The organism is Izhakiella australiensis (assembly GCF_002006995.1).
GTDB lineage: Bacteria > Pseudomonadota > Gammaproteobacteria > Enterobacterales > Enterobacteriaceae > Izhakiella > Izhakiella australiensis.
This window is the reverse complement of sequence record NZ_MRUL01000011.1, coordinates 40788-63287: the sequence shown is the minus strand read 5'-3', so window position 1 is coordinate 63287 and position 22500 is coordinate 40788. Positions and strand designations below refer to the sequence as shown.

Here is a 22500-nt window from a genome sequence, read left to right as displayed (position 1 = left end):
TTCTCCTTAACTTAGCGAGCGATTAACCAACGCGGCAGCTTCATCAATAATCTGACGCAGCGCTACCGGGTCGTGGGCAAAACGCCCAAGAAATAGTCCTTCAACGTCGCCGTCAAGCCGCTGCAACAGACCCGGTCCGGCGCTGCCGCCATAGATAATCCGCAGTGAAATGCCCTGCGCGGTGAGTTTTTTCAGCCCGGCGCACACGGTTCGGATATAGTCATCCGGCGCCGGCTGAGGCGCGCCAATAGCCCACTGCGGTTCATAGGCGAGAATCACCTCGCCCTGTAACCCCTGCGCCCGCGCATCCTGTAAATAGGCTTCCACCTGCTGCGTGCAGACCGTGATGGCCTGCTGTGGATCGACCCGATCCGGCTCGCCGAGGCATAGCACCGGCGTCAGGTCATGGCGCAGCGCGATGGCGACTTTGGCGGCGATAGTGGCATCATCTTCGAAGAAATAACGGCGACGCTCGGCATGGCCGATCTCCGCCAGGCTACAGCCGATCTCCGCCAGCATGCTGGCGCTGACTTCACCAGTCCAGGCGCCGTTTTCTGCATGGCAGATGTCCTGCGCGCCCACACGCACCGGCGTATCGTTAAAGATGGCTTTAATCGCGGTCAGCGCGGGAAAGGCGGGCAGAATAAATAAACCGACCTCCCCGCTCTTTACCGCCGGATGCTGGCGGGCAATCCCGGCCACCGCCTGGCTCCAGTTCAGGGTTTGCTGATAGCCGAAATACATTTTCAGACTAACGCCAAGCCAGATTGCGGGCTGAGTCATGCCGCACCTCCCTGATTGCTTTGCAGTAGCTTACCGACGGCCTCAACGATCAAAGCCAGCGATATTGCACCGGCATCAGGGGTGCCCAGGCTCTTCTCTGCCAGCGGACGCGCCCGGCCCATTTTCGGCAACAGCTGCGCGGTATCCTGGGCGCTTTGCTGCGCAACCGCCGCCGCCGCGAGCCAGGCATCGACCAGCGAGGCCCCTTGCGCCACCTGCTGATTGAGCGTATCGCTGAACGGCACCAGCACGTCAACCATGGTCTTATCGCCGGGTTTGGCTTTACCAAAGTGCATAATGCCCTCTCTGGCATGAGTAACCCCCAGCGCTACGCGTTCGGCATCCGGCGCCAGTTCATCGCCCAATGCCGTACCCAGTGCATTCAGCGCCACGCCCCAGAGCGCGCCGGAGGTTCCCCCGGCCTTATCGGCCCAGGCATCGGCGGCGCGGCACAGCAGGGTTCCGGCGCCGGCATCGCGCCGGGCAACTTCACGCGCTTTTTCCACCGCGCCATTCGCCCCGCGCGCCATGCCAATACCGTGATCGCCATCGCCAGCCACAGCATCAATACGGCCAAGTTCCTGGGCGTTGTCATTGATGGTTTGCGCAACGGTTTCCAACAGCGCCAGCACGCAGCGAGCGGATCGTTTTGCCGCATCAGAAGCGGGCGGAATATCTTCCTGCACCACCACTTCGCGTTCTGCGGCGCTCAGCGGCTCCGCCTTTATTACGCTGCCTTTACGGTAGGCCGGCGTGTTACAGGGGGCACGCCAGTATGTTTCCAGGTCAGCGTCCAGCCACATCAGCGTCAGGGAGGCGCCAGCCATATTGAAGCTGGTGACGAATTCGCCGACGTCGGGTTCGACTGCCTCAATACCATGCTCTTGCAGCAGTTGGGCTATGCGACGGTAAACCACAAACAGCTCTTCATATTTCACCGACCCCAGGCCGTTAAGGATCACCGCACAGCGCTGCCCTTTCGCTTCGGTCACGCCCGGTGGTAATTCCTGTAGCAGACGCTCAACGAACAGTTCCGCCAGCGCATCAGCACGCGGCACCTCGGTATCACTGATCCCCGGCTCACCGTGGATCCCCATCCCCAGCGCCATCGTGCCTTTGGCGACCTCAAATAGCGGCTGTTCCGCGCCTGGCAACGTGCAGCCAGAAAAGGCCACGCCCAGCGAACGAGTACGTGCATTAGCCTGGCGCGCCATCGCCGTCACTTCGTCCAGGCTCAGCCCGGCTTCGGCGGCGGCGCTGGCGACTTTGAACACCGTCAAATCACCGGCTACGCCGCGACGCTTTTCAATCTCTTCAGGCCTGGCGCTGGAAATATCGTCGGTAACGGTAACGATCTCACAGGGAATGCCTTCAGCCTTCAGGCGTTCGCAGGCCTGACCAAAGTGCAATACGTCACCGGCATAGTTACCAAATGTGAGCAGCACGCCGGCGCCGTTTTCTGCCGCGCGCGCGACGTTATAAATCTGCTGGGCAGACGGCGAGGCAAACAGGTTGCCCATCGCCGCGCCGTGCGCCAGCCCCTGACCAACCAGCCCGGCAAATGCCGGATAGTGGCCAGACCCGCCCCCGATGACAACCGCCACCGTTCCTGGTTGGCTGCGGGTGCTACGCACCACGCCGCCGGAAACCTGGCGCACTTTGTCGGCATTTGCGGCGACAAAGCCTTCAATTAATTCACTGGCAAAGGCCGAGGGCTGGTTAAACAAATAGGTCATTGTGAATGCTCCTGTGCAAGTTGGGCTGGCTTGCTCTTACCGCTGGCGTTAAGCAACAACATCAGCAGCGCCGAGAGCAGCATAAATCCGCCCACAACCATCATTGGCAGGGTGTAACTGTTGGTGGCATCGTGCAGCATGCCGGTGAGATAGCCCGCAGAGAAACCGGCGATATTCCCTAAGGTATTGATCAACGCAATCGCCGCCGCCGCCGAGGCGCCGGTCAAAAACTGCGTCGGCAAAGTCCAGAAATTAGGCAAGGCGGCAAAAATGGCGCTGGCGGTGATTGAAATCACCAGAATCGTCGCCATCGGCGTATTCATATACAGCGCCAGCGGTACGCTGATGCCGCCCGCCAGCGCAGGCAGCGCGATATGCCAGGTTTTGCAGCCGCGACGCGAGGCATCTTTCGACCAGAAAAACATCACTACGGCGGCAATCAGGTAAGGCACGCCGGTAATGACGCCCTTCTGCATCACGTTAAAGGTGGTGCCGAACTGCTGCTGGAAGCCGCTGATAATGGTCGGCAGGAAAAATGCCAGCGCATACAGGCCGTAAATAAAGCCGAAGTAAATCAGGCACAGCATCCAGACGCGCCCATTAGTCATTACGGTTCGCACGCTGGGATGATTAACATCGCTTTTACGCTTATTCTCTTTTTCCAGCTCGCTAATCAGCCAGCGCTTTTCTTCCTTATCCAGCCATTTGGCATCACGCGGTGAATCAACCAGCCAGAACAGCGTGACCGCGCCAATCAAAATTGCCGGAATTGACACCCCCAGGTACATGATGCGCCAGCCTTCCATGCCAAACAGCCCGTGCTGTTCAATCAGCGCGGCCGCCAGCGGCGCGCCAAATACCACGGTCAGGGGCTGCGCCAGATAGAAAAGTGACAGCACCTTACTGCGATGGCGGGCCGGTACCCACATACTGAGATAAAGGATAGCGCCGGGGAAAAATCCTGCTTCGGCAATCCCCAGCAGAACGCGCAAGGTGTAAAGACCCGGCAGGCTGCTCACCCAGGCAAACAGTAAAGAAACAATCCCCCAGCTGATCATGATGCGCGCCAGCCACTTACGGGCGCCAAAACGATGCAGAGCCAGGTTGCTTGGCACTTCCAGCAGGATATAGCCAATAAAGAACACCCCGGATGCCAGGCCAAACTGAGCGGCGGTGATGCCCAGATCCTGGTTCATACCGTTGGGACCGGCAAAGGAAATGGCGGTACGGTCGAGGAAGTTGATAAAGAACATCAGTGCGACGAACGGGACCAGTCGCAGTGAGATTTTGCGGATCGCACTGGTTTCAACCGCCGAAGAGGAAGCCTGAATACTCATTTTTCACCTCCGGCCAGGCAGGTAATGCTTTTACTGGTATCAGGCAATCTGTTACCGGCGGCAATCAGAAGCGGGTGTTGTAAAAAATAGAAAAGGCTGTAACGCATGATTGAGTCCTCGTTGGGTCTTCTTGTCTGTATTATCACTGCGCGAACAAATGAACATTACTATTATAAATGTTCAAAACCCAACAGCCCGCCTGAAAACTGTGATCCTGCTCATGAAGTTTCATTATTCGCCGTTTTCTGCCCTTACTTACCGATTAATCCGCTTCACTTTGCTAATTTACGGGCACCAATAAGCAAATATTAAAAAAACAAATGAACAGGTATTGAACATATGAGCGATGTTGTGGCAGGCTAATTCCCTACCCGACAGGATCGTTGTCAGCAGTACAGCGACCTCAATAGAAACCTGAGGAGTGAGCGATGAAATCAATTGCGATTGGCGCCGATGACGCGGCGCTTGAACTGAAAAATCTGATTAAAGCTTTTTTGCAGGAAAAGAATATCGCGGTATCTGATTACAGCAGCGATGCCCGGACGGACAATACCATGTACCCGGACGTCGCCTACAGCGTCGCCACAGCCATCAAAGAGGGTCAGTTCGAACGCGGCATACTGATCTGTGGCACCGGAATCGGTATGGCAATCGTTGCCAATAAAGTACCGGGCGTGCGCGCTGCGCAGTGTCACGATACCTACTCTGCCGAGCGGGCGCGTAAAAGCAACAACGCCCAGGTTATTACCTTGGGTGCGCGCGTCATCGGGCCTGAACTGGCAAAGACCATCGTCAATGCCTGGCTGAATTCAGAATTTGAAGGCGGCGGCTCAACGGCTAAAGTTGACAAAATCGGCCATTACGAGCAACAGGCTCAGGCAAAATAAGCACTGATTGTCACGGTACAAAGTCCCAGGGTCACGTGCCTTCTGCTAAGCTTAGTGAACTGACAACCAGCTCCCTGACGTCGGATGTCGTGCATCTTCAGGCTGCACGATTTTCGCGCTGCTGAAATACCAGACGCTGTTCCTTTTTCGCGTAACGTTGATCGCAGCGGTGGATTAATTACGCTTGCTGAATCGGGTAAGCCCATCGCAATAATCAGAAAAAGCGCATTTTCATCTTCATGAGCCTGGTGCAATGTGTTCGTTTGTGAAAATTATTTCGCAATTAAATGAAATTGCGTATCAAGGAGTTAAGAGATGAACCAGCTAGAAGCATTAAAACAGTACACCACCGTGGTCGCGGACAGCGGTGATATTGAGTCTATCCGGCACTATAACCCTGAAGACGCTACCACCAATCCGTCGCTGATCCTTAAAGCCGCCGGGCTTGACTCATATAAGCACCTGATTACCGATGCTATCGACTTCGCCAAAAAGCAGGGCGGCAGTAAAGAAACGCAGATTATCAATGCCAGCGACAAAGTCGCCATCAACCTTGGCATGGAAATCCTGAAAAGCGTTCCGGGCCGCGTCTCTACCGAAGTTGACGCCCGCCTCTCGTTTGACCGCGGCATGTGCGTCACCAAAGCGGAAAAGCTGATCCGCATGTACGAAGACCACGGTATCGACCGCTCGCGGGTACTGATCAAGCTGGCCTCGACCTGGGAAGGCATTCGCGCGGCGGCTGAACTGGAAAAAAACGGCATTAACTGCAACCTGACGCTGCTGTTTTCGTTTGCGCAGGCGCGCGCCTGCGCCGAGGCCGGCGTATTTCTGATTTCGCCTTTCGTTGGCCGCATTTACGACTGGTACAATAGCCGCAAGCCGCTTGACCCTTACGTGGTTGATGAAGATCCGGGTGTACAGTCGGTGCGTAAAATCTATGATTACTATAAGCAGCATCGCTACAACACCGTCATCATGGGCGCCAGCTTCCGTAAAGTGGAGCAGATTATCGCGCTGGCAGGCTGCGATCGCTTAACTATCTCCCCTAACCTGCTACAGGAACTGCAGGCCAGTGACGCGCCGGTTGAGCGTAAGCTGACGCCGTCGACCGAAGGTTTCCACCAACCCGCTCCGCTTTCAGAATCAGAATTCCGCTGGGAGCACAATCAGGACCCGATGGCGGTGGAAAAGCTGGCCGAGGGTATCCGGCAGTTCGCCGTCGATCAGCAGAAGCTGGAAGACGTTCTGGCCGCAAAACTGTAAACACCTCAAGGGCGGCGCAAGTCGCCCTTAGCATATTTACAGGGGGCGCTGACCCCCGCATTTTTTTATAAGCCAACGGAGAAGAACATGTCCTCACATAGAGAACTGGCTAACGCAATTCGCGCGCTGAGTATGGATGCCGTGCAAAAAGCAAATTCAGGCCACCCGGGCGCGCCTATGGGTATGGCTGATATTGCGGAAGTATTGTGGCGCGATTTTCTCAAGCACAATCCGCAGAATCCGGCGTGGAGCGATCGCGATCGCTTCATCCTCTCCAACGGACACGGCTCGATGCTGCTATACAGCCTGCTGCATCTGACCGGTTACGATCTGCCGATCGAAGAGCTTAAAAATTTCCGCCAGCTGCATTCAAAAACGCCGGGCCATCCGGAAATCGGCTATACGCCGGGCGTTGAAACCACCACCGGCCCGCTGGGGCAAGGGCTGGCAAACGCCGTAGGTCTGGCCATCGCCGAGCGCACGCTGGGCGCGCAGTTTAACCGCCCCGGCCACGATATCGTCGATCATCACACCTGGGTATTTATGGGCGACGGCTGCCTGATGGAGGGCATCTCCCATGAGGTCTGCTCTCTGGCCGGCACCCTTGGCCTCGGCAAGCTGATCGGCTTTTACGATCACAACGGCATTTCGATTGACGGTGAAGTTGAGGGCTGGTTTACCGACGATACGGCAAAACGCTTTGAAGCCTATAACTGGCACGTTATTGCCGATGTCGACGGACACGACTCACAGGCGGTGGCAAAAGCGATCAAAGAAGCGCAGAGCGTTACTGACAAGCCATCGCTGATCATCTGCCGCACCATCATTGGCTTCGGCTCACCCAATAAAGCCGGTAAAGAAGAAGCCCACGGCGCGGCGCTGGGTGCAGAAGAAGTGGCGCTGACCCGTAAAAAGCTGGGCTGGAATTATCCGGCGTTTGAAATCCCGAAAGAAATTTACGCCGAATGGGATGCCAAAAAAACCGGCGCCGAACGTGAGAAAAGCTGGCAGGATAAGTTCGCGGCCTATAAGTCGGCCCATCCGGAACTGGCGGCAGAGTATAGCCGCCGGATGCAGGGTGGTATGCCAAACGACTGGCAAGCTCAGGCGCAGAAGTTTATCGAACAGCTACAGGCTAATCCGCAGAAAATCGCCAGCCGCAAAGCTTCACAGAATGCGCTGGAAGTTTACGGTAAGCTGCTGCCAGAGTTTCTTGGCGGCTCAGCGGACCTGGCGCCGAGTAACCTGACCATCTGGTCCGGCTCCAAACCGCTTAATGAAGATATCGCCGGTAACTATATTCACTATGGCGTCCGTGAATTCGGCATGACCGCTATCGCCAACGGCATCGCCCATCATGGTGGCTTTGTTCCCTACACCGCCACCTTCCTGATGTTCGTTGAATATGCACGTAATGCGGTGCGTATGGCGGCGCTGATGAAAGCCCGTCAGATTCTGGTGTATACCCACGACTCGATAGGACTGGGTGAAGATGGTCCGACGCACCAGCCGGTCGAGCAGCTGGCCAGCCTGCGGGTCACGCCAAATATGAGCGTCTGGCGCCCCTGCGATCAGGTTGAGACCGCCGTAGCCTGGAAACACGCCATTGAACGGCACCACGGTCCGACGGCATTGATTTTGTCGCGGCAGAACCTGGCGCAGCCGGAGCGTGATAAAAAGCAGCTGGAAAATATTTCGCGCGGCGCCTACGTGCTGAAAGATTGCGAGGGTACGCCGGAAATCATCCTGATCGCCACCGGCTCTGAGGTAGAAATTACCCTTAAAGCGCAGGAGAAATTGAGTACCGACGGACATAAAGTTCGGGTTGTTTCCATGCCGTCAACCGACCTGTTTGATAAGCAGGATGCGGCCTATCGCGAATCGGTGCTGCCTGCAACGGTGACCGCCCGCGTCGCGGTGGAAGCCGGTATTGCCGACTACTGGTACAAATACGTTGGCCTGAACGGCAGAATTGTCGGCATGACCACCTTCGGCGAATCCGCTCCGGCAGATAAGCTGTTTACCGCCTTCGGCTTTACCGTCGAGAATATTATCAGCCATGCTGAAGAGCTGCTGAAGCCGGTTTAACTGTTCGCTGACGCACAAAAAAACCCGACGCACCGCGTCGGGTTTTTTATCAGATGAAATTAAGCATCCGTGCGCTATGGCTTACTTGTCTGCTTCCATCGTGACCGTCGTCTGAGGTTCGTTTGAGCGAATGCTGGTCCAGAGCGTTGGCCAGTCGTCGCTGCTATGCCAGGCATCACAGGTTCCTTCCCGGGCGTATTCCGCCAGTTCGAACTGCTGGCCGTTGAACTGCCAGCGCGTGGCGACGCCGCAGTCGCCCAGCCCCCGATCTTTACTGAAAGTCAGCAATACGCCGTTGGCCGCATCATATTCTGCATTGACCAGTTCAAGATCTTTTTCCCCCTGCCCCGGCAAGGTAAATGGAAGCTTCAGAGAAATGCCCTTGCCAACGTAGGGCTGCTCGCGCGTGACTTCAAATGCCAGATCGATGACGTTGTAAGCGCCCATTTCGCAACTTATCAGCAGCAGCGCTTTTTCATCGGTTAACGGTGAGACGCTTACCTGGCGTCGCTGAGGATCGAGCGAACACTCATCGGTATTGATGCGCCAGGTGCCATAATCGATCAGGCCGCTGACTTCATCGCGCGACAGCGCCTTAGGGGGATGAGGCTGTGTTAACACCAGCGGCACTTTGGGTTCAGGCGGAACGTCGTAAGCCGGCCGGTCACCGCGTTTGACCCAGGCGCTCATGCTGTTTTGCCGGCCCTGCACTTCATCCATTAACTCCAGCACGGGTTTCATACCATGCAGTGAAATCGTCGCGCCCTGATTGTACAACAGCTGAATATTATCGGCGTCCATGACCTGCGCCAAAAACTCATCCATGGAGATGTTATGAGCGGTGCTGAGGTGGTGGGCATCGGACTGCCAGTGCTTTAAATCCAACCTCAGACGTTTCTGATCTAACAACAAATTATCTTTTAACGGGCCGCCGGGTAATTCCCCACTGTAGCGATTACCGTAATCAATTCGAATCAACGAACGGGCATTGGCGCCTGCGTGGCGGCTGATAGTCATAACCAGTCCGTTATCACCCGGAATATTTCTTGCCACACAATAGTTAAGGTTATTACAGGTTATTTGCCAGTCAGAAATTACTTTCTGCACAGGCTCAGCGTGCAGACAGGCTGCATACAGGAGAGGCAACGAGAGTAGCGACTTCATCCAGCGTGGCATTAATAGAATAGATCCCAAAAATTGCACAAGGCCATTACGGTATAAGGGCTGGCGGCTGATATAATGCGCCAGAGAACTATTTTCGGTTCGCCCTTTGCCATGCCGTACTGGCGCAGAGACTGACCTGGTTAACTATTACCTGAAAAACAATATAGATAAGGATAGTCACCAATCGTCTGGGTTCTCAATAAGATTTGTCGGACACTGTTTAATCAGTTAGCGCTATTTGCGTTATAGTTATATATTAATGGTAATAATATCTGGCGCTACCAATTATTTCCACTAATCATTTGGATATTTATAATAGCGAGTGGTTTTTTTTTGTGAAACCCATCACTAAATCATAGCTAATAAGCTGTAATTTAAAGGTAAGTTTTATCATTATCACTAAAAATTGAATAAAAATTTATTGAGTAAGATAATTAATCATTACCCGGCTAAATATTGTCTTAATCAGACAGGATATTTAATCGATCGGTTGGACTGCTTATTTTTAAAGCATCCGGAGATCAGACAGAAAGGCAAAAGTAGCGCCAGCCGGTGGCGATGTTTTTATATCTGGCGCTGTTAAGGTTAGCAGTGTAGCCAGCCACGCAGCTGCGCTTGCTGTAACAGTATTACCGTTTTCCCGTCACAAATCCGCCCGTCTGCGACGCACATCATCGCCTGCGGATAGCTCATCTCCAGCACTTCAATTTGCTCGTCCTCAACGCCGCCGCCGCTGTTCTCGCGCAGATCATCACTGTATTCCGCGGCAAAAAAATGCACGATTTCAGTCACGCCGCCCGGCGACATATAAAGCTGAAACAACTTTTCCACCTGACCAACGGCATAGCCGGTTTCCTCAATGGCCTCTTTGCGAATGCACTCTTCCGGCGAGTCGTCATCCAGCAGGCCGGCACAGGTTTCAATCAGCATGCCGTCGGCGTTTTTATTTACCCAGGTGGCAATGCGGAACTGGCGCGTCAGCACCACGCTGTTCTTACTGCGGTTATACAACAAAATGGTAGCGCCATCGCCGCGATCGTATACCTCGCGCTTATGGCGGATCGCGCTGCCGGAAGGCCCAGCCAGCTCATAAGTGTAATTACGCAGAATAAACCAGTTTTCCGATAAAATTTTATTTTTTATCAGATTGATATGAAAAGACATAACGCCGCCCTGTCTTTAACGGAGGAATGAATAATAGTGCGTGATGAGGCAGAAAACTATCTGAATGTTACGCCGGGAAAGTGGAGAAACAAGCCACCGGCGCGGTCGCCCGCGCCGGGAAAGAGGCACTAATCTGGGAGGTTTTTCAGATGCTCTTCATCATGTTGCAGCTGTGAAATCGCGTGCGCGCGCTTGCGCACGCCGAACCAGCCGAGCACCAGAAGCAGCGCCAACAGCGGAATGCTGGCGATGGTCCAGGTTCCGTTCGGATAGTCAAAAGCCATCAGAACCAGAACGCTGGCCAAAAACAGCAGCGTTAACCACGAAGTATAAGGCGCGCCCGGCAGTTTAAAACTCACCTCTTCTGCTTTGCCCTCGCGAATGGCCTTACGCAGTTTAAGCTGGCACAGCACGATGAAAGCCCAGGAAGAGATGATACCCAGCGAGGCAATATTCAGCACAATTTCAAAAACCTGGGAAGGCACCACATAGTTCAGATAAACGCCGACCACATAAACCAGCACGGTAACCAGAATGCCCATATAAGGCACCTGCCGCTTGCTCATTTTGGACAGGATTTTCGGCGCCGAGCCGCCCATCGACATTGAGCGCAGGATACGCGCAGTGGCATACAGGCCAGAGTTAAGGCTGGAGAGCGCCGCACTGAGCACCACAATATTCATGATGCTGCCAATATAAGGCACGCCAAGCTTGGTAAAGAAGGTAACAAACGGACTCTGCCCTGCCTGATAGGCGTTCCAGGGCAGCAGCAGAACCAGCAGCAAAATGGAGCCGACATAGAACAGACCGATACGCCATATCACGCTGTTAACGGCTTTTGGCACCATGCTTTTTGGATCTTTACATTCACCGGCGGCCACGCCCACCATCTCAATGGCGGCAAAGGCGAATACGACGCCCTGTATCAATACCAACGCCGGCAAAATGCCGTGGGGAAACACCCCTCCGTTATCTGAAATCAGATGAAAGCCGGTGCTGTGGCCGTCAATCGGCTTGCCGCTGCCGAGAAACACAATGCCAACCAGCAGAAAGATGGCGATAGCCGCGACTTTAATCAGCGCAAACCAGAACTCCATCTCGGCAAACCATTTGACGCCAACCAGATTCATGGAGGCGACGATGGCCAGCGCCCCCAGCGCCAGTGCCCACTGCGGAATATCACCAAATGCATGCCAGTAATGCATATAGAGCGCGACCGCCGTAATATCCACAATGCCGGTCATCGCCCAGTTAACAAAATACATCCAGCCGGCAACGTAAGACCCCTTCTCCCCCATGAACTCGCGTGCATAAGAGACAAAGCTGCCGCTGGAGGGCCGATGAAGCACCAGCTCCCCTAGCGCCCTTAAGATAAAAAAACAAAAGATACCGCAGACCAGGTAGACAATTGCCAGCGCCGGACCGGCAGCCTGAAGGCGCGCGCCGGCGCCGAGAAACAGACCGGTACCAATAGCACCACCAATGGCGATCATCTGAACCTGACGATTTCCCATGGCTTTGTGATAACCCGAATCATGGGAGTTTAACCAACGTCTTCTGGCAGCACGCTTATCGGCTGCGCCTTTTTTATCAGCTTTCATTTGTATTCCTGATAACCTGTCCAAACCTGCCAGCGTCCAACACTCCTGATGTACGTACTGACTCTCGTAGCCCGATCTCCCGTAGAAGCCTGAGAAATACTCCTTCTTCTCAATGATCAGACAAGCCTATGATCATCCTATTTTTTTTACTATTGGATGACAAATTAGATGGCGAAGCATCCTAACCGTTCCAGGACGATGACGCAAAATATCTCAGAGGCTATTGGGCAAAAGATTGTAATTTTGTCTGCGCACGCAAAAAAAAACCGACCTGAGAGTCAGGTCGGTGAAACGTTGCATTTTGGCATTAAGGCTACAAAGAGAGGGGTAATTGACAGAGTTAGTATCTCCCTCTCAAAGCAAATCATTGTCCAGGTTGGGTAAAAACGATTAAGTATTGTGGAAAATAATGGCCGATATGTAAAAAAAGGTCAGTCATTTTTCAGCCTGACAACCGGGCCTGAAACCTAAAATGACAATGCTATGAATTACCACGATAACTTACACTTTCTTCTAAATTTCCCCACGCTTTCCTGCTCTGCGCCGGGTAAAGTGTTCAGCGGCTTAATACCCAAAACAAACAAAAAATCCTTATTATTTTTACGCAGTTACCCGATGGTAACGCTGCGTGCTTTATGAGTAGTGACTACGCATCAGGAGTTGATATTTCATGGCGAAATTTTTTATCGATCGCCCCATTTTTGCCTGGGTGCTGGCTATCTTGCTGTGCCTGACCGGAACCCTTGCTATCTTCAACCTTTCCGTTGAGCAGTATCCAGATCTGGCGCCGCCTAACGTGCGTGTATCCGCATCTTATCCCGGCGCCTCAGCGAAAACGCTTGATAACACGGTGACCCAGACCATCGAGCAGAGCATGACCGGCATCGATCACCTGGTTTATATGTCCTCCGAGAGCAGCAATAACGGCCAGGCCAGCATTGAGTTAACCTTTACTCCCGGCACCAATCCCGACGAAGCGCTACAGCAGGTCCAATCGCAGCTGAATTCAGCGCTACACCGCCTGCCGCAGGCGGTGCAAACCCAGGGGGTAACGGTGAGAAAAGTCGGTAGCAGCAACTTTCTCACCATTGGCTTTGTCTCCACCGATGGCAGCATGAGTCGTCAGGATATCTCTGACTATATCGCCAGCCACGTGCAAGACCCGCTGAGCCGTATTAGCGGCGTGGGTGAAGTTGACCCCTATGGCTCACAGTACGCAATGCGCATCTGGCTCGATCCGAATAAACTCTATGCCTATGCGCTGACCACGGAAGACGTCATCAACGCGATTAAAGCGCAAAATAGCCAGGTGGCCGTCGGTCAGCTCGGCGGCATGCCGCAAACCGCGCACCAGGCGCTGAATGCCACGGTTAATGCACAATCGCTGCTGCAAACGCCGCAGCAGTTTCGCCAGATAACCCTCAGAGTTAATAAAGATGGCTCAGCCGTAACCCTGGGGGATGTGGCAAAGGTTGAGCTGGGCGCAGAAAGCTATAACTACATCACCCGCTTTAATGGTCATGCCGCTACCGGCATGGGCATCAAGCTGGCAGCCGGCGCCAACGAAGTACAAACTGACGAGCGGGTACGCCGCGAAATTTCCGCCCTTTCGCACTATTTCCCCCACGGCCTGCAGGCGCATATTGCCTACGAAGAAACGCCCTTCGTTAAGGCATCGATTAAAGACGTAGTACAAACGCTGCTGGAGGCCGTTCTGCTGGTGTTCGGCGTAATGTATCTGTTTATGCAGAACTTACGCGCCACGCTGATCCCAACCATCGCCGTGCCGGTGGTTCTGCTGGGTACATGCAGCATTCTCTACCTTTGCGGTTTTAGCCTTAATACCCTGACGATGTTCGCCATGGTGCTGGCGATCGGCCTGCTGGTGGATGACGCCATCGTAGTGGTGGAAAACGTCGAGCGAATTATGCGCAGTGAAGGACTGTCCCCGCGCGAGGCCACCCGCAAATCGATGGGACAAATTCAGGGGGCGCTGGTGGGTATCTCGCTGGTACTCTCGGCGGTATTCGTGCCGATGGCTTTTTTTGGCGGTACGGTGGGCGAAATATATCGCCAGTTCTCAATTACCATCGTATCTGCCATGGGCCTTTCAGTACTGGTGGCGATGATCCTGACCCCGGCGCTGTGCGCCTCGCTGTTAAAACCGCTAGCGCCGAACCATGCCCACGGCGGGAGAGGTTTTTTTGCCTGGTTTAACCGTCAGTTCAACCACAATGCTGAGCGCTACCAGCGCGGCGTGAGCAAAATTTTACCTAAAGCCGGCCGCTGGCTACTGCTGTATGGCGCACTGCTCGGCATTATGGCGCTGCTGTTTTTACATTTGCCGACCAGCTTTTTACCGGCGGAAGATCGCGGCATTTTTATGACGATGGTCCAGCTACCGCCCGGCGACACCATGAACGAGACGCAAAAGGTGGTGAAAAAGGTCGAGAATTACTACATGCAGCAGGATAAAAAAGACGTCGCATCGGTGTTTTCCGTTATCGGCGCTGGCCCGGGCGGCAACGGGCAAAACGTCGCGTTTCTGTTTGTTCGCCTGAAAGACTGGAGTCAGCGAACGGCGGCTCGTGACTCATCGTTTGCCATTATTAATCGCGCAACCCAACATTTTAGTACCCTGAAACAAGCAATAGTTATCGCTTTCAGCCCGGCAGCTATTAGCGGCCTCGGCAGCGCCTCCGGTTTTGATATGGAGCTGGAAGATCATGCTGGCGCTGGCCACCAGGCGCTGATGAAGGCAGGCGACCAGCTGCTGGCGCTGGCGAATGTTAATCCCAATCTGACCCGCGTGCGCCACAACGGGATGGATGACAGTCCGCAGCTACAAATTCATATTGACCAGCGCAAAGCCGAGGCGATGGGGCTATCGATGGACGATATCAACAGTACGTTAAGCACCGCCTGGGGGTCGAGCTACGTCAATGATTTTCTCGATCGCGGCCGCATCAAAAAAGTTTACGTTCAGGCGGCGGCGAAATACCGTATGTTGCCGGGCGATATTGATAAGTGGTATGTGCGTAACAGCAGTGGTCAGATGGTCCCCTTCGGCGTTTTCGCCACCTCGCGCTGGGAGAGCGGTTCGCCGCTGCTGGAGCGCTATAATGGCTACCCGGCGCTGGAAATCATCGGTGAACCCTCGCCGGGTACCAGCTCCGGCACCGCGATGGACACCATGGAAAAACTGGTTGCCAAACTGCCCACCGGCTTTGGCCTTGAATGGACGGGGTCCTCCTACCAGCAACGGCTGAATGGCAAGCAGGCGCCCGCGCTGTATGCAATTTCGCTGCTGGTGGTATTTCTCTGCCTGGCGGCGTTGTATGAAAGCTGGTCAATCCCCTTTTCCGTCATGCTGGCGGTGCCGCTCGGGGTATTCGGCGCACTGATGGCGACCTGGCTACGCGGTCTCGATAACGACGTTTACTTTCAGGTGGGGCTGCTAACGGTCATTGGTCTGACGGCCAAAAACGCCATTCTCATCGTTGAGTTTGCCAACAGCATGAATCGACAGGGACAGGAGCTGATAGACGCGGCGTTGCAGGCCGCCCGCTTGCGCTTGAGACCGATTGTGATGACGTCATTAGCCTTCGGCCTGGGCGTGTTGCCAATGGCACTGGCCAGCGGCGCCGGCTGTAATAGCCAGCATGCGGTCGGTACCGGCGTTCTCGGCGGCATGATTGCCGCCACCCTGCTGGCAATATTTTTCGTGCCGCTGTTTTTCGTTCAGGTCAGAAAACGCTTTCCGCTCCGGGTCGACAAGCGCCGGCACTGATAGCGGCTGACGGCCCCGGCGATCGCGTGATCGCCGGGCTGACACCACTCTGCCAATAGTGGCGATGAAAAATAGCCTCAGGATCGCCGGGCTACGTCGCCTTCCACACCGGCGTGTTGCAGCACGCCGTTTCCACTGAGTGACGCGGCCCGCCCGGCCGTGGCGCCGGTTGCCACGATCGCTTACACTTTCTTCTTAATTTCTTCACTATTTACAATAATTCAACAGGTAGAGTAATTACTTAGGTTGCTTTTTATAACTGATAAGACGCTGTGTGGCCTGACGGTTAACAACGGCGCTTTACGTGCTGGCATGCATCGGGAGCGGATTACTTCATGGCGAATTTTTTTATCGATCGCCCCATCTTTGCCTGGGTGCTGGCTATATTGCTCTGCCTGACAGGCACCCTGGCGATAACCAGCCTGCCCGTTGAACAATATCCCAATATTGCACCGCCCCACGTACGTATAACCACAACTTACCCCGGCGCATCGGCTAAAACCGTAGATAATACGGTGACGCAAACCATTGAACAAAATATGACCGGCATTGATAATTTGCTGTATATGTCCTCGCAAAGCAACAATACCGGTCAGGCCACCATTTCACTGACTTTCGCCGCCGGCACCGACCCTAACGAAGCGTTGCAGCAGGTACAAAATCAGCTCAATACCGCGCTGCGGCGCCTGCCTCAGGCCGTTCAGTCACAGGGTGTAACGGTGAAAAAGGTGGGCGATACCAACATCCTGATGTTTGGCTTTGTGTCTACCGACGGCAGTATGAGCCGCCAGGACATCGCCGACTATATCGCCAGTAACGTCCAGGACCCGCTAAGCCGCATTAACGGCGTGGGCGAGATCGACCAGTATGGTTCGCAGTATGCAATGCGTATCTGGCTCGACCCCGATAAGCTGATTAAATATGCGCTGACCACCGCCGACGTGGTTAACGCCGTAAAAGCGCAAAATACCCAGGTCGCCGTCGGTCAGCTTGGTGGCCTGCCGCAAACTAATCAGCAGGCGCTCAACGCAACGGTCAATGCCCAGTCTTTGCTACAAACCCCGCAGCAGTTTCGCCAGATAACCCTGAAGGTCGCCCAGGACGGTTCGCTGGTGACGCTCGGCGATGTGGCAACCATCGCGCTGGGGGCGGAAAGTTACAACTATATTACCCGCTATAACGGACAAACCGCCTCCGGGCTGGGTATCAAGCTGGCGGATGGCGCCAATGAGGTGGAAACCGATAAGCGGGTGCGCCAGCGGGTTGAAGAGCTTTCACACTATTTTCCGCACGGGCTGCAAGCCCGCGTTGCTTATGAAGAGACACCGTTTGTTAAGGCCTCGATCAGAGACGTTGTCAAAACGCTGATTGAAGCAATCGTGCTGGTCTTCGGCGTGATGTACCTGTTTATGCAGAATTTTCGCGCAACGCTTATCCCGACGATTGCCGTGCCTGTGGTGTTGCTCGGTACCTTTACCATTCTCGATGCCAGCGGATTCAGCATTAATACGCTGACCATGTTCGCCATGGTGCTGGCCATCGGCTTGCTGGTAGACGATGCCATTGTCGTGGTGGAAAACGTCGAACGTATTATTAGCGAAGAGGGCCTCTCGCCACGGGATGCCACGCGTAAATCGATGAGCCAGATTCAGGGCGCGCTGGTGGGTATCGCGATGGTGCTGTCAGCGGTATTCGTGCCCATGGCTTTCTTTGGCGGCACGGTAGGTGAAATTTATCGCCAGTTTTCGGTCACTATTGTTTCCGCCATGGCGCTGTCCGTTCTGGTGGCAATGATCCTGACGCCAGCCCTGTGCGCCACGCTGCTCAAGCCGGTGCAAGCGGGCCACAACCACAGCCGCAAAGGCTTTTTTGGCTGGTTCAACCGTCAATTCAATCGCAATGCGGATCGCTATCAGAGCAGCGTCGCCGGGATGCTGCACCAAGCGGGCCGCTGGCTGCTGCTTTATCTGGCGCTGATTGGCGTGCTGATTTTTCTGTTTATGCGCCTGCCCGGCGGCTTTCTGCCGTTGGAAGATCGCGGCGTATTTATGACCCAGGTACAATTACCGCCAGGTTCCACCATGAATCAAACCCTGAAGGTGGTGGAGAAAGTAGAAAACTACTACATGCTGCGCGAAAAGCAGAACGTTGAGTCGGTTTTTGCCACCGTGGGTGCCGGACCAGGCGGTAACGGGCAGAACGTGGCGCGGCTGTTTGTCCGCCTTAAAAACTGGGAGGATCGTCCCGGCAGCGACAACAGCTCTTTTGCCATTATCGAACGCGCGACCAGGTACTTTCGCAGCATTAACGAAGCGCGGGTCATCGCCAGTAGCCCACCGGCAATAAGCGGCATGGGCAGCGCGTCCGGCTTCGATTTGGAATTGCAGGATCACGGCGGTTTAGGGCATGAGGCGCTGATGCAGGCGCGGGATAAGCTGCTGGAGCTGACCAGCAATAATCCCAATCTGACCCGGGTACGTCATAACGGACTGGATGACAGCCCGCAGCTACAAATTGACGTAGACCAGCGTAAAGCGCAGGCGATGGGAATATCCATTGCCGATATCAACGATACGCTGACCACCGCCTGGGGCTCCAGCTACGTTAATGACTTCCTCGATCGCGGGCGCACTAAAAAAGTCTACGTGCAGGCGGCGGCGGAATATCGCATGCTGCCTGACGACATCAATAAATGGTATGTCCGCAACGCCAGCGGCCAGATGGTGCCGTTCAGCGCCTTCGCCACTTCCCGCTGGGAAAGCGGATCGCCGCGTCTGGAGCGCTACAACGGTTACCCGTCGGTCGAAATTATCGGCGAACCTTCAGCAGGAACCAGTTCCGGAACGGCGATGAGTGTGATGGAGCAGCTGGCAGCACAGCTACCGGATGGCTTTGGTTTACAGTGGACCGGCGCCTCTTATCAGGAGCGCCTGAGCGGCTCGCAGGCGCCTGCGCTTTACGCCCTGTCGCTGCTGGTTATTTTCCTTTGTCTGGCGGCCCTGTATGAAAGCTGGTCAATTCCCTTTTCCGTCATGCTGGCGGTGCCGCTCGGGGTTTTCGGCGCCCTGATTGCCACCTGGCTGCGCGGGCTGGATAACGATGTTTACTTTCAGGTGGGGCTATTAACAGTGATTGGCCTGACCGCCAAAAACGCCATTCTGATCGTTGAGTTTGCCAACAGCATGAACCGCCAGGGAATAACCCTGATGGATGCGGTGTTACAGGCTGCGCGCCAGCGATTAAGGCCGATTATCATGACATCGCTGGCGTTTGGCTTCGGCGTGTTGCCGATGGCGCTGGCCAGCGGCGCGGGATCGAATAGCCAGCACGCAGTCGGTACCGGCGTACTTGGCGGCATGCTCGCTGCTACGCTACTGGCAATCTTTTTTGTTCCGCTGTTTTTTATGCTGGTCAGAAAGCGCTTTCCGCTGAAACATACGCCGTCAGCGCTTGCTTCTGCGCCCGGCCACCAGCCAAACGAAGCCCCTGATTCGACCTCGCAGGGCGCGAAATCTGATGACCATTAGCCCCTGAGAGGGCGCCGGTTTAGCGCTGAAAACAAAATGGCAGCCCGCTGGCTGCCATTTATTATTCTGTATTTTCCGACGTTCCGTTTGCCGGGTTTCCCCTGGGCCAATGCTACTTACGCAGCATAGCTTCGATGAAATCTTTCCAGTTCCCCAGTTCAATTTCAATCATAATGCACCTCGTTGTTAGCATGGCTGCATTATAAGACTATTCTTATACAAAAAGAACTGATTTTGACCTCTCGATAACATCGGTTTAACCAATATTCAATCAATTTGCGTACTGAAGCACAGTTCAGCTGTTGTCCCATGGACCTACTGCGGATTTGCGCGCGTCGCCGCATATGCCATTGCTGCCAGCCTGGTAAAGCTTACTTAGCCACCACGATGGTGTCGTAGCCGCCGCTCTCGCTGTCAATATGGGTTTTCGCTTCCGGATGCTCGGCCAGCACCGCTTCCACTATCTGATTAAAGCGATCGCAACGGCTGCCCTTAACCCGCTTAATCACGATGGCTGACTGGGTTTCCTGCACCAGGTGCGCCGCTGAATCTTTCATATAATTCATGTTTCCTGCCTCCTGTCTGTGGTCGCGACATTTTACCTGCTGTCATAAGAATGCATCCGCTGTAAACTGGTGCATTGATGCAGGTCATCATCTGAATTATGGCCCCGTTTTTAACAAGGAAATAGGGAAAAATGCTTAAAATTTATGGCATCAAAAACTGCGATACGGTAAAAAAAGCGCGCCGTTTTCTGCAAGAACAGCAGATTGAGGCACCGTTTCATGATTACCGCGTGGATGGTCTGGATAGCGCGCTGCTGAACCGCTTTATTGCGCAGCTGGGCTACCAGGCGCTGCTGAACACCCGCGGTACGACCTGGCGGACGCTCGATGAGGCTACGCGTGGCAGCATTAAGGATGAGCAAAGCGCCGCAAAACTGATGCTGACCCATCCGGCCTTAATAAAACGTCCACTTTTACTGGCCGACAACGGCGCAATGCTGTTGGGCTTCGATGCCCGGAGCTATACGACTTTTATTCAGGAGAACCGCTGATTATGTTTTGTCCGGTCATTGAGCTGGCACAGCAGCTGATTCGCCGCCCCTCCCTTAGCCCTGATGATGCCGGATGCCAGGCAATCATGATTTCCCGCCTGCAGGCGCTGGGTTTCACCGTTGAGCCGATGCCTTTTGGCGCAACGCACAATTTCTGGGCCTGGCGTGGTCAGGGAGAAACCCTGGCGTTTGCCGGCCATACCGACGTCGTGCCAACCGGTGATGAAGCCCGCTGGATCTCGCCGCCGTTTGAGCCATCCATCCGCGACGGAATGCTATTTGGCCGCGGCGCGGCAGATATGAAAGGCTCGCTGGCCGCAATGGTGGTTGCAGCAGAGCGCTTTGTCGCCGCCCATCCTGACCACCGCGGTCGGCTGGCCTTTTTAATCACCTCCGATGAAGAGGCCAGCGCGGCAGACGGCACGGTAAAAGTCGTCGAAGCGCTGATGGCGCGCCGCGAACGGCTGGACTATTGCCTGGTCGGCGAGCCTTCCAGCACCGAAACGGTCGGCGATGTGGTAAAAAATGGCCGTCGCGGCTCCATAACCGCCGAGGTAACTATTCACGGCGTGCAGGGGCACGTTGCTTATCCCCATCTTGCGGATAACCCCGTACATCGCGCAGCCCCTTTTCTGCTGGAGCTGGTGAACACCGAATGGGATAGCGGCAACGCGTTTTTCCCGCCAACCAGCATGCAAATTGCCAACGTTCATGCCGGCACCGGCAGCAACAACGTGATTCCGGGCGATCTGTATCTGCAATTTAATTTCCGTTTTAGTACCGAGCTAACCGATGCGCTGATCCGCTCTCAGGTGGAAGCCATGCTGGAAAAACATCAGCTGCCTTACAGCATAAGCTGGAAACTCTCCGGCCAGCCTTTCCTGACCGATCGCGGTAAGCTGGTCGATGCGGTAGTAAACGCCATTGCACACTATACTGAAAACAAGCCGCAGCTACTGACTAATGGCGGTACATCGGACGGCCGCTTTATCGCCCGCATGGGCGCGCAGGTGGTCGAGCTGGGGCCGGTAAATGCCACAATTCATAAAATAAATGAATGTGTAAAAGCGGCTGACCTGCAGCTGCTCAGCCGCATGTACCAGCGCATAATGGAGCAGTTAATCGCCTGATACGCACGCCTGAGGAGACAATATGGAATGGCTAAAAGAATACTGGTGGGTAATTATTATCGTACTGATGGTCGGCGTGCTGATTAACGTCTACAAAGATTTGAAGCGTATAGATCCGAAGAAATATATGGAAAACCGGCCCAAACTACCGCCCCACCGGGATAATAATGCCAAATGGGATGACGATGACGACTGGCCGAAAAAGCCCTGATATACGGCCCCGGTTACAGCGCTCTGCTTGCAGCACGCTGTAACCGGAGCTAATCAGATAAAGGTCACCACATCCGCATCACCCGGCGTGCTGCCGCTCATTGCCTCTTCAAAGTAACGGCGCGGAATGGTGTGATGCAGATGATCCAACGCCCGCTGCATGCCGCGTTCATCAATGGCATGAGGCAGGTCATCAATAATATCCAGCGTCACATCGCCGCCGAGGACCGTTAGCTGCTCCTGCGCGGCAACCGCATGGGCGAGCGGCACCATTTCGTCATTATCGCCGTGAATCAGATGGATGGTGGTTTGCTGGCTCGCCTGCTGCGGCAGCTCAGCATAGCGCCCGCTGAACGCCACGACCCGGGCAGCAAGATCGTCATGCTGTTTTACCGCTTCCAGCGCCATAATGCTTCCCTGAGAGAAACCGACCAGCGCCGTGGCCTGTGGTCCCAGTCCGCTTTCATGCTGCCAGTCGCGCACAGTAGCGATAAATGGCGCCAGCGCGTCATCAACCCGCTGCTGCCGATCCTGCTGGGTCATGTCGCGGGTTGAATACCATTGGCGCCCCTCTGCGCTGCCGCAGGGACGCGGCGCACCGATGCTCACCACCAGCGCCTGCGGAAAAGAGCGGGCAAACCCATTGCCCACTGCGCTGGCCATCTGTGCCGGGTTTTCGCCCTGGCCGTGAAACAGCAGAAAAAGCTGCACCGGCGGTTCTGCGGGCCGTTGAACGATGATGTGTTGCTGTTTCATGATT

16 protein-coding genes and 1 pseudogene are annotated in these 22500 nt (G+C 54.8%); 8 read left to right on the top strand and 9 right to left on the bottom strand.

All coding sequences use genetic code 11. The features are described from left to right. Positions 1 to 6: 6 nt before the first annotated feature. From BTJ39_RS15455 to BTJ39_RS15445, 3 genes are read right to left on the bottom strand one after another with little or no spacing between them, the layout of a single operon-like run. Complete coding sequence (locus BTJ39_RS15455; protein ID WP_078003589.1) at positions 7 to 783, bottom strand: triose-phosphate isomerase family protein; 777 nt, start codon at positions 781 to 783, stop codon at positions 7 to 9. Further along, positions 780 to 2519: a dihydroxyacetone kinase family protein gene (locus tag BTJ39_RS15450; RefSeq protein WP_078003588.1), complete on the bottom strand. Its 1740-nt coding sequence runs from the start codon at positions 2517 to 2519 to the stop codon at positions 780 to 782. The genes BTJ39_RS15455 and BTJ39_RS15450 overlap by 4 nt, the downstream gene beginning before the upstream one ends. Continuing rightward, positions 2516 to 3856: an MFS transporter gene (locus tag BTJ39_RS15445; RefSeq protein ID WP_078003587.1), complete on the bottom strand. Its 1341-nt coding sequence runs from the start codon at positions 3854 to 3856 to the stop codon at positions 2516 to 2518. The genes BTJ39_RS15450 and BTJ39_RS15445 overlap by 4 nt, the downstream gene beginning before the upstream one ends. 428 nt (positions 3857 to 4284) lie before the next feature. Between BTJ39_RS15445 and rpiB the strand changes: the two genes are divergently transcribed. The 3 genes from rpiB (at position 4285) to tkt (ending at position 8097) form a co-directional block, all read left to right on the top strand. Beyond that, positions 4285 to 4743 carry a ribose 5-phosphate isomerase B gene (gene rpiB, locus BTJ39_RS15440; protein WP_078003586.1) on the top strand — a complete coding sequence of 153 codons (459 nt, stop codon included), beginning with the start codon at positions 4285 to 4287 and terminating at the stop codon, positions 4741 to 4743. A 315-nt stretch (positions 4744 to 5058) separates the two neighbouring features. Next, positions 5059 to 6009 carry a transaldolase gene (gene tal, locus BTJ39_RS15435; protein WP_078003585.1) on the top strand — a complete coding sequence of 317 codons (951 nt, stop codon included), beginning with the start codon at positions 5059 to 5061 and terminating at the stop codon, positions 6007 to 6009. Between the two features lie 87 nt (positions 6010 to 6096). Further along, complete coding sequence (gene tkt / locus BTJ39_RS15430) at positions 6097 to 8097, top strand: transketolase (protein WP_078003584.1); 2001 nt, start codon at positions 6097 to 6099, stop codon at positions 8095 to 8097. An 81-nt stretch (positions 8098 to 8178) separates the two neighbouring features. Here the strand turns inward: tkt and BTJ39_RS15425 are convergent, their stop codons facing one another. The 3 genes from BTJ39_RS15425 to ansP all read right to left on the bottom strand — a co-directional run bounded on the left by BTJ39_RS15425 (position 8179) and on the right by ansP (position 12026). Beyond that, positions 8179 to 9273, bottom strand: coding sequence for a DUF1176 domain-containing protein (locus BTJ39_RS15425; RefSeq protein ID WP_078003583.1), 1095 nt, complete (start codon positions 9271 to 9273; stop codon positions 8179 to 8181). Positions 9274 to 9846: 573 nt separating this feature from the next. Then, positions 9847 to 10425 carry a GDP-mannose pyrophosphatase NudK gene (gene nudK / locus BTJ39_RS15420; RefSeq protein ID WP_078003582.1) on the bottom strand — a complete coding sequence of 193 codons (579 nt, stop codon included), beginning with the start codon at positions 10423 to 10425 and terminating at the stop codon, positions 9847 to 9849. Positions 10426 to 10553: 128 nt separating this feature from the next. Then, positions 10554 to 12026: an L-asparagine permease gene (gene ansP, locus BTJ39_RS15415; protein ID WP_078003581.1), complete on the bottom strand. Its 1473-nt coding sequence runs from the start codon at positions 12024 to 12026 to the stop codon at positions 10554 to 10556. A gap of 670 nt (positions 12027 to 12696) precedes the next feature. Here ansP and acrD (BTJ39_RS15405) point away from each other — a divergent pair. After that, positions 12697 to 15816, top strand: a complete 3120-nt coding sequence (gene acrD / locus BTJ39_RS15405) for a multidrug efflux RND transporter permease AcrD (RefSeq protein WP_078003579.1) — start codon at positions 12697 to 12699, stop codon at positions 15814 to 15816. Between the two features lie 335 nt (positions 15817 to 16151). Next, a pseudogene (acrD, locus tag BTJ39_RS15400) lies at positions 16152 to 19259 on the top strand (multidrug efflux RND transporter permease AcrD); the annotation flags it as partial. Positions 19260 to 19455: 196 nt separating this feature from the next. Here acrD (BTJ39_RS15400) and ypfM read toward each other — a convergent pair. Together ypfM and BTJ39_RS15395 are read right to left on the bottom strand one after the other, a co-directional pair. Further along, the gene (gene ypfM / locus BTJ39_RS24600) at positions 19456 to 19515 is read right to left on the bottom strand and encodes a protein YpfM (RefSeq protein ID WP_139356362.1); all 60 of its coding nucleotides are present in this window, start codon (positions 19513 to 19515) and stop codon (positions 19456 to 19458) included. 199 nt (positions 19516 to 19714) lie between these two features. Next, positions 19715 to 19909 (bottom strand): hypothetical protein, encoded by a 195-nt coding sequence (locus tag BTJ39_RS15395; protein WP_078003577.1) that lies wholly within the window; start codon positions 19907 to 19909, stop codon positions 19715 to 19717. A gap of 131 nt (positions 19910 to 20040) precedes the next feature. Here BTJ39_RS15395 and BTJ39_RS15390 point away from each other — a divergent pair, with 131 nt between their 5' ends. The 3 genes from BTJ39_RS15390 to BTJ39_RS15380 are packed head-to-tail and all read left to right on the top strand — an operon-like array spanning position 20041 to position 21741. Continuing rightward, positions 20041 to 20400, top strand: a complete 360-nt coding sequence (locus tag BTJ39_RS15390) for an ArsC family reductase (protein WP_078003576.1) — start codon at positions 20041 to 20043, stop codon at positions 20398 to 20400. A 2-nt stretch (positions 20401 to 20402) separates the two neighbouring features. Beyond that, on the top strand, positions 20403 to 21530 hold the full coding sequence (gene dapE, locus BTJ39_RS15385) for a succinyl-diaminopimelate desuccinylase (RefSeq protein WP_078003575.1): 1128 nt from the start codon (positions 20403 to 20405) through the stop codon (positions 21528 to 21530). 22 nt (positions 21531 to 21552) lie between these two features. Continuing rightward, positions 21553 to 21741: a YpfN family protein gene (locus BTJ39_RS15380; RefSeq protein WP_078003574.1), complete on the top strand. Its 189-nt coding sequence runs from the start codon at positions 21553 to 21555 to the stop codon at positions 21739 to 21741. A gap of 53 nt (positions 21742 to 21794) precedes the next feature. On the opposite strand, the gene ypfH is transcribed toward BTJ39_RS15380, so the two are convergent. Continuing rightward, positions 21795 to 22496 carry an esterase gene (ypfH, locus tag BTJ39_RS15375; RefSeq protein ID WP_078003573.1) on the bottom strand — a complete coding sequence of 234 codons (702 nt, stop codon included), beginning with the start codon at positions 22494 to 22496 and terminating at the stop codon, positions 21795 to 21797. Positions 22497 to 22500: the final 4 nt, after the last annotated feature.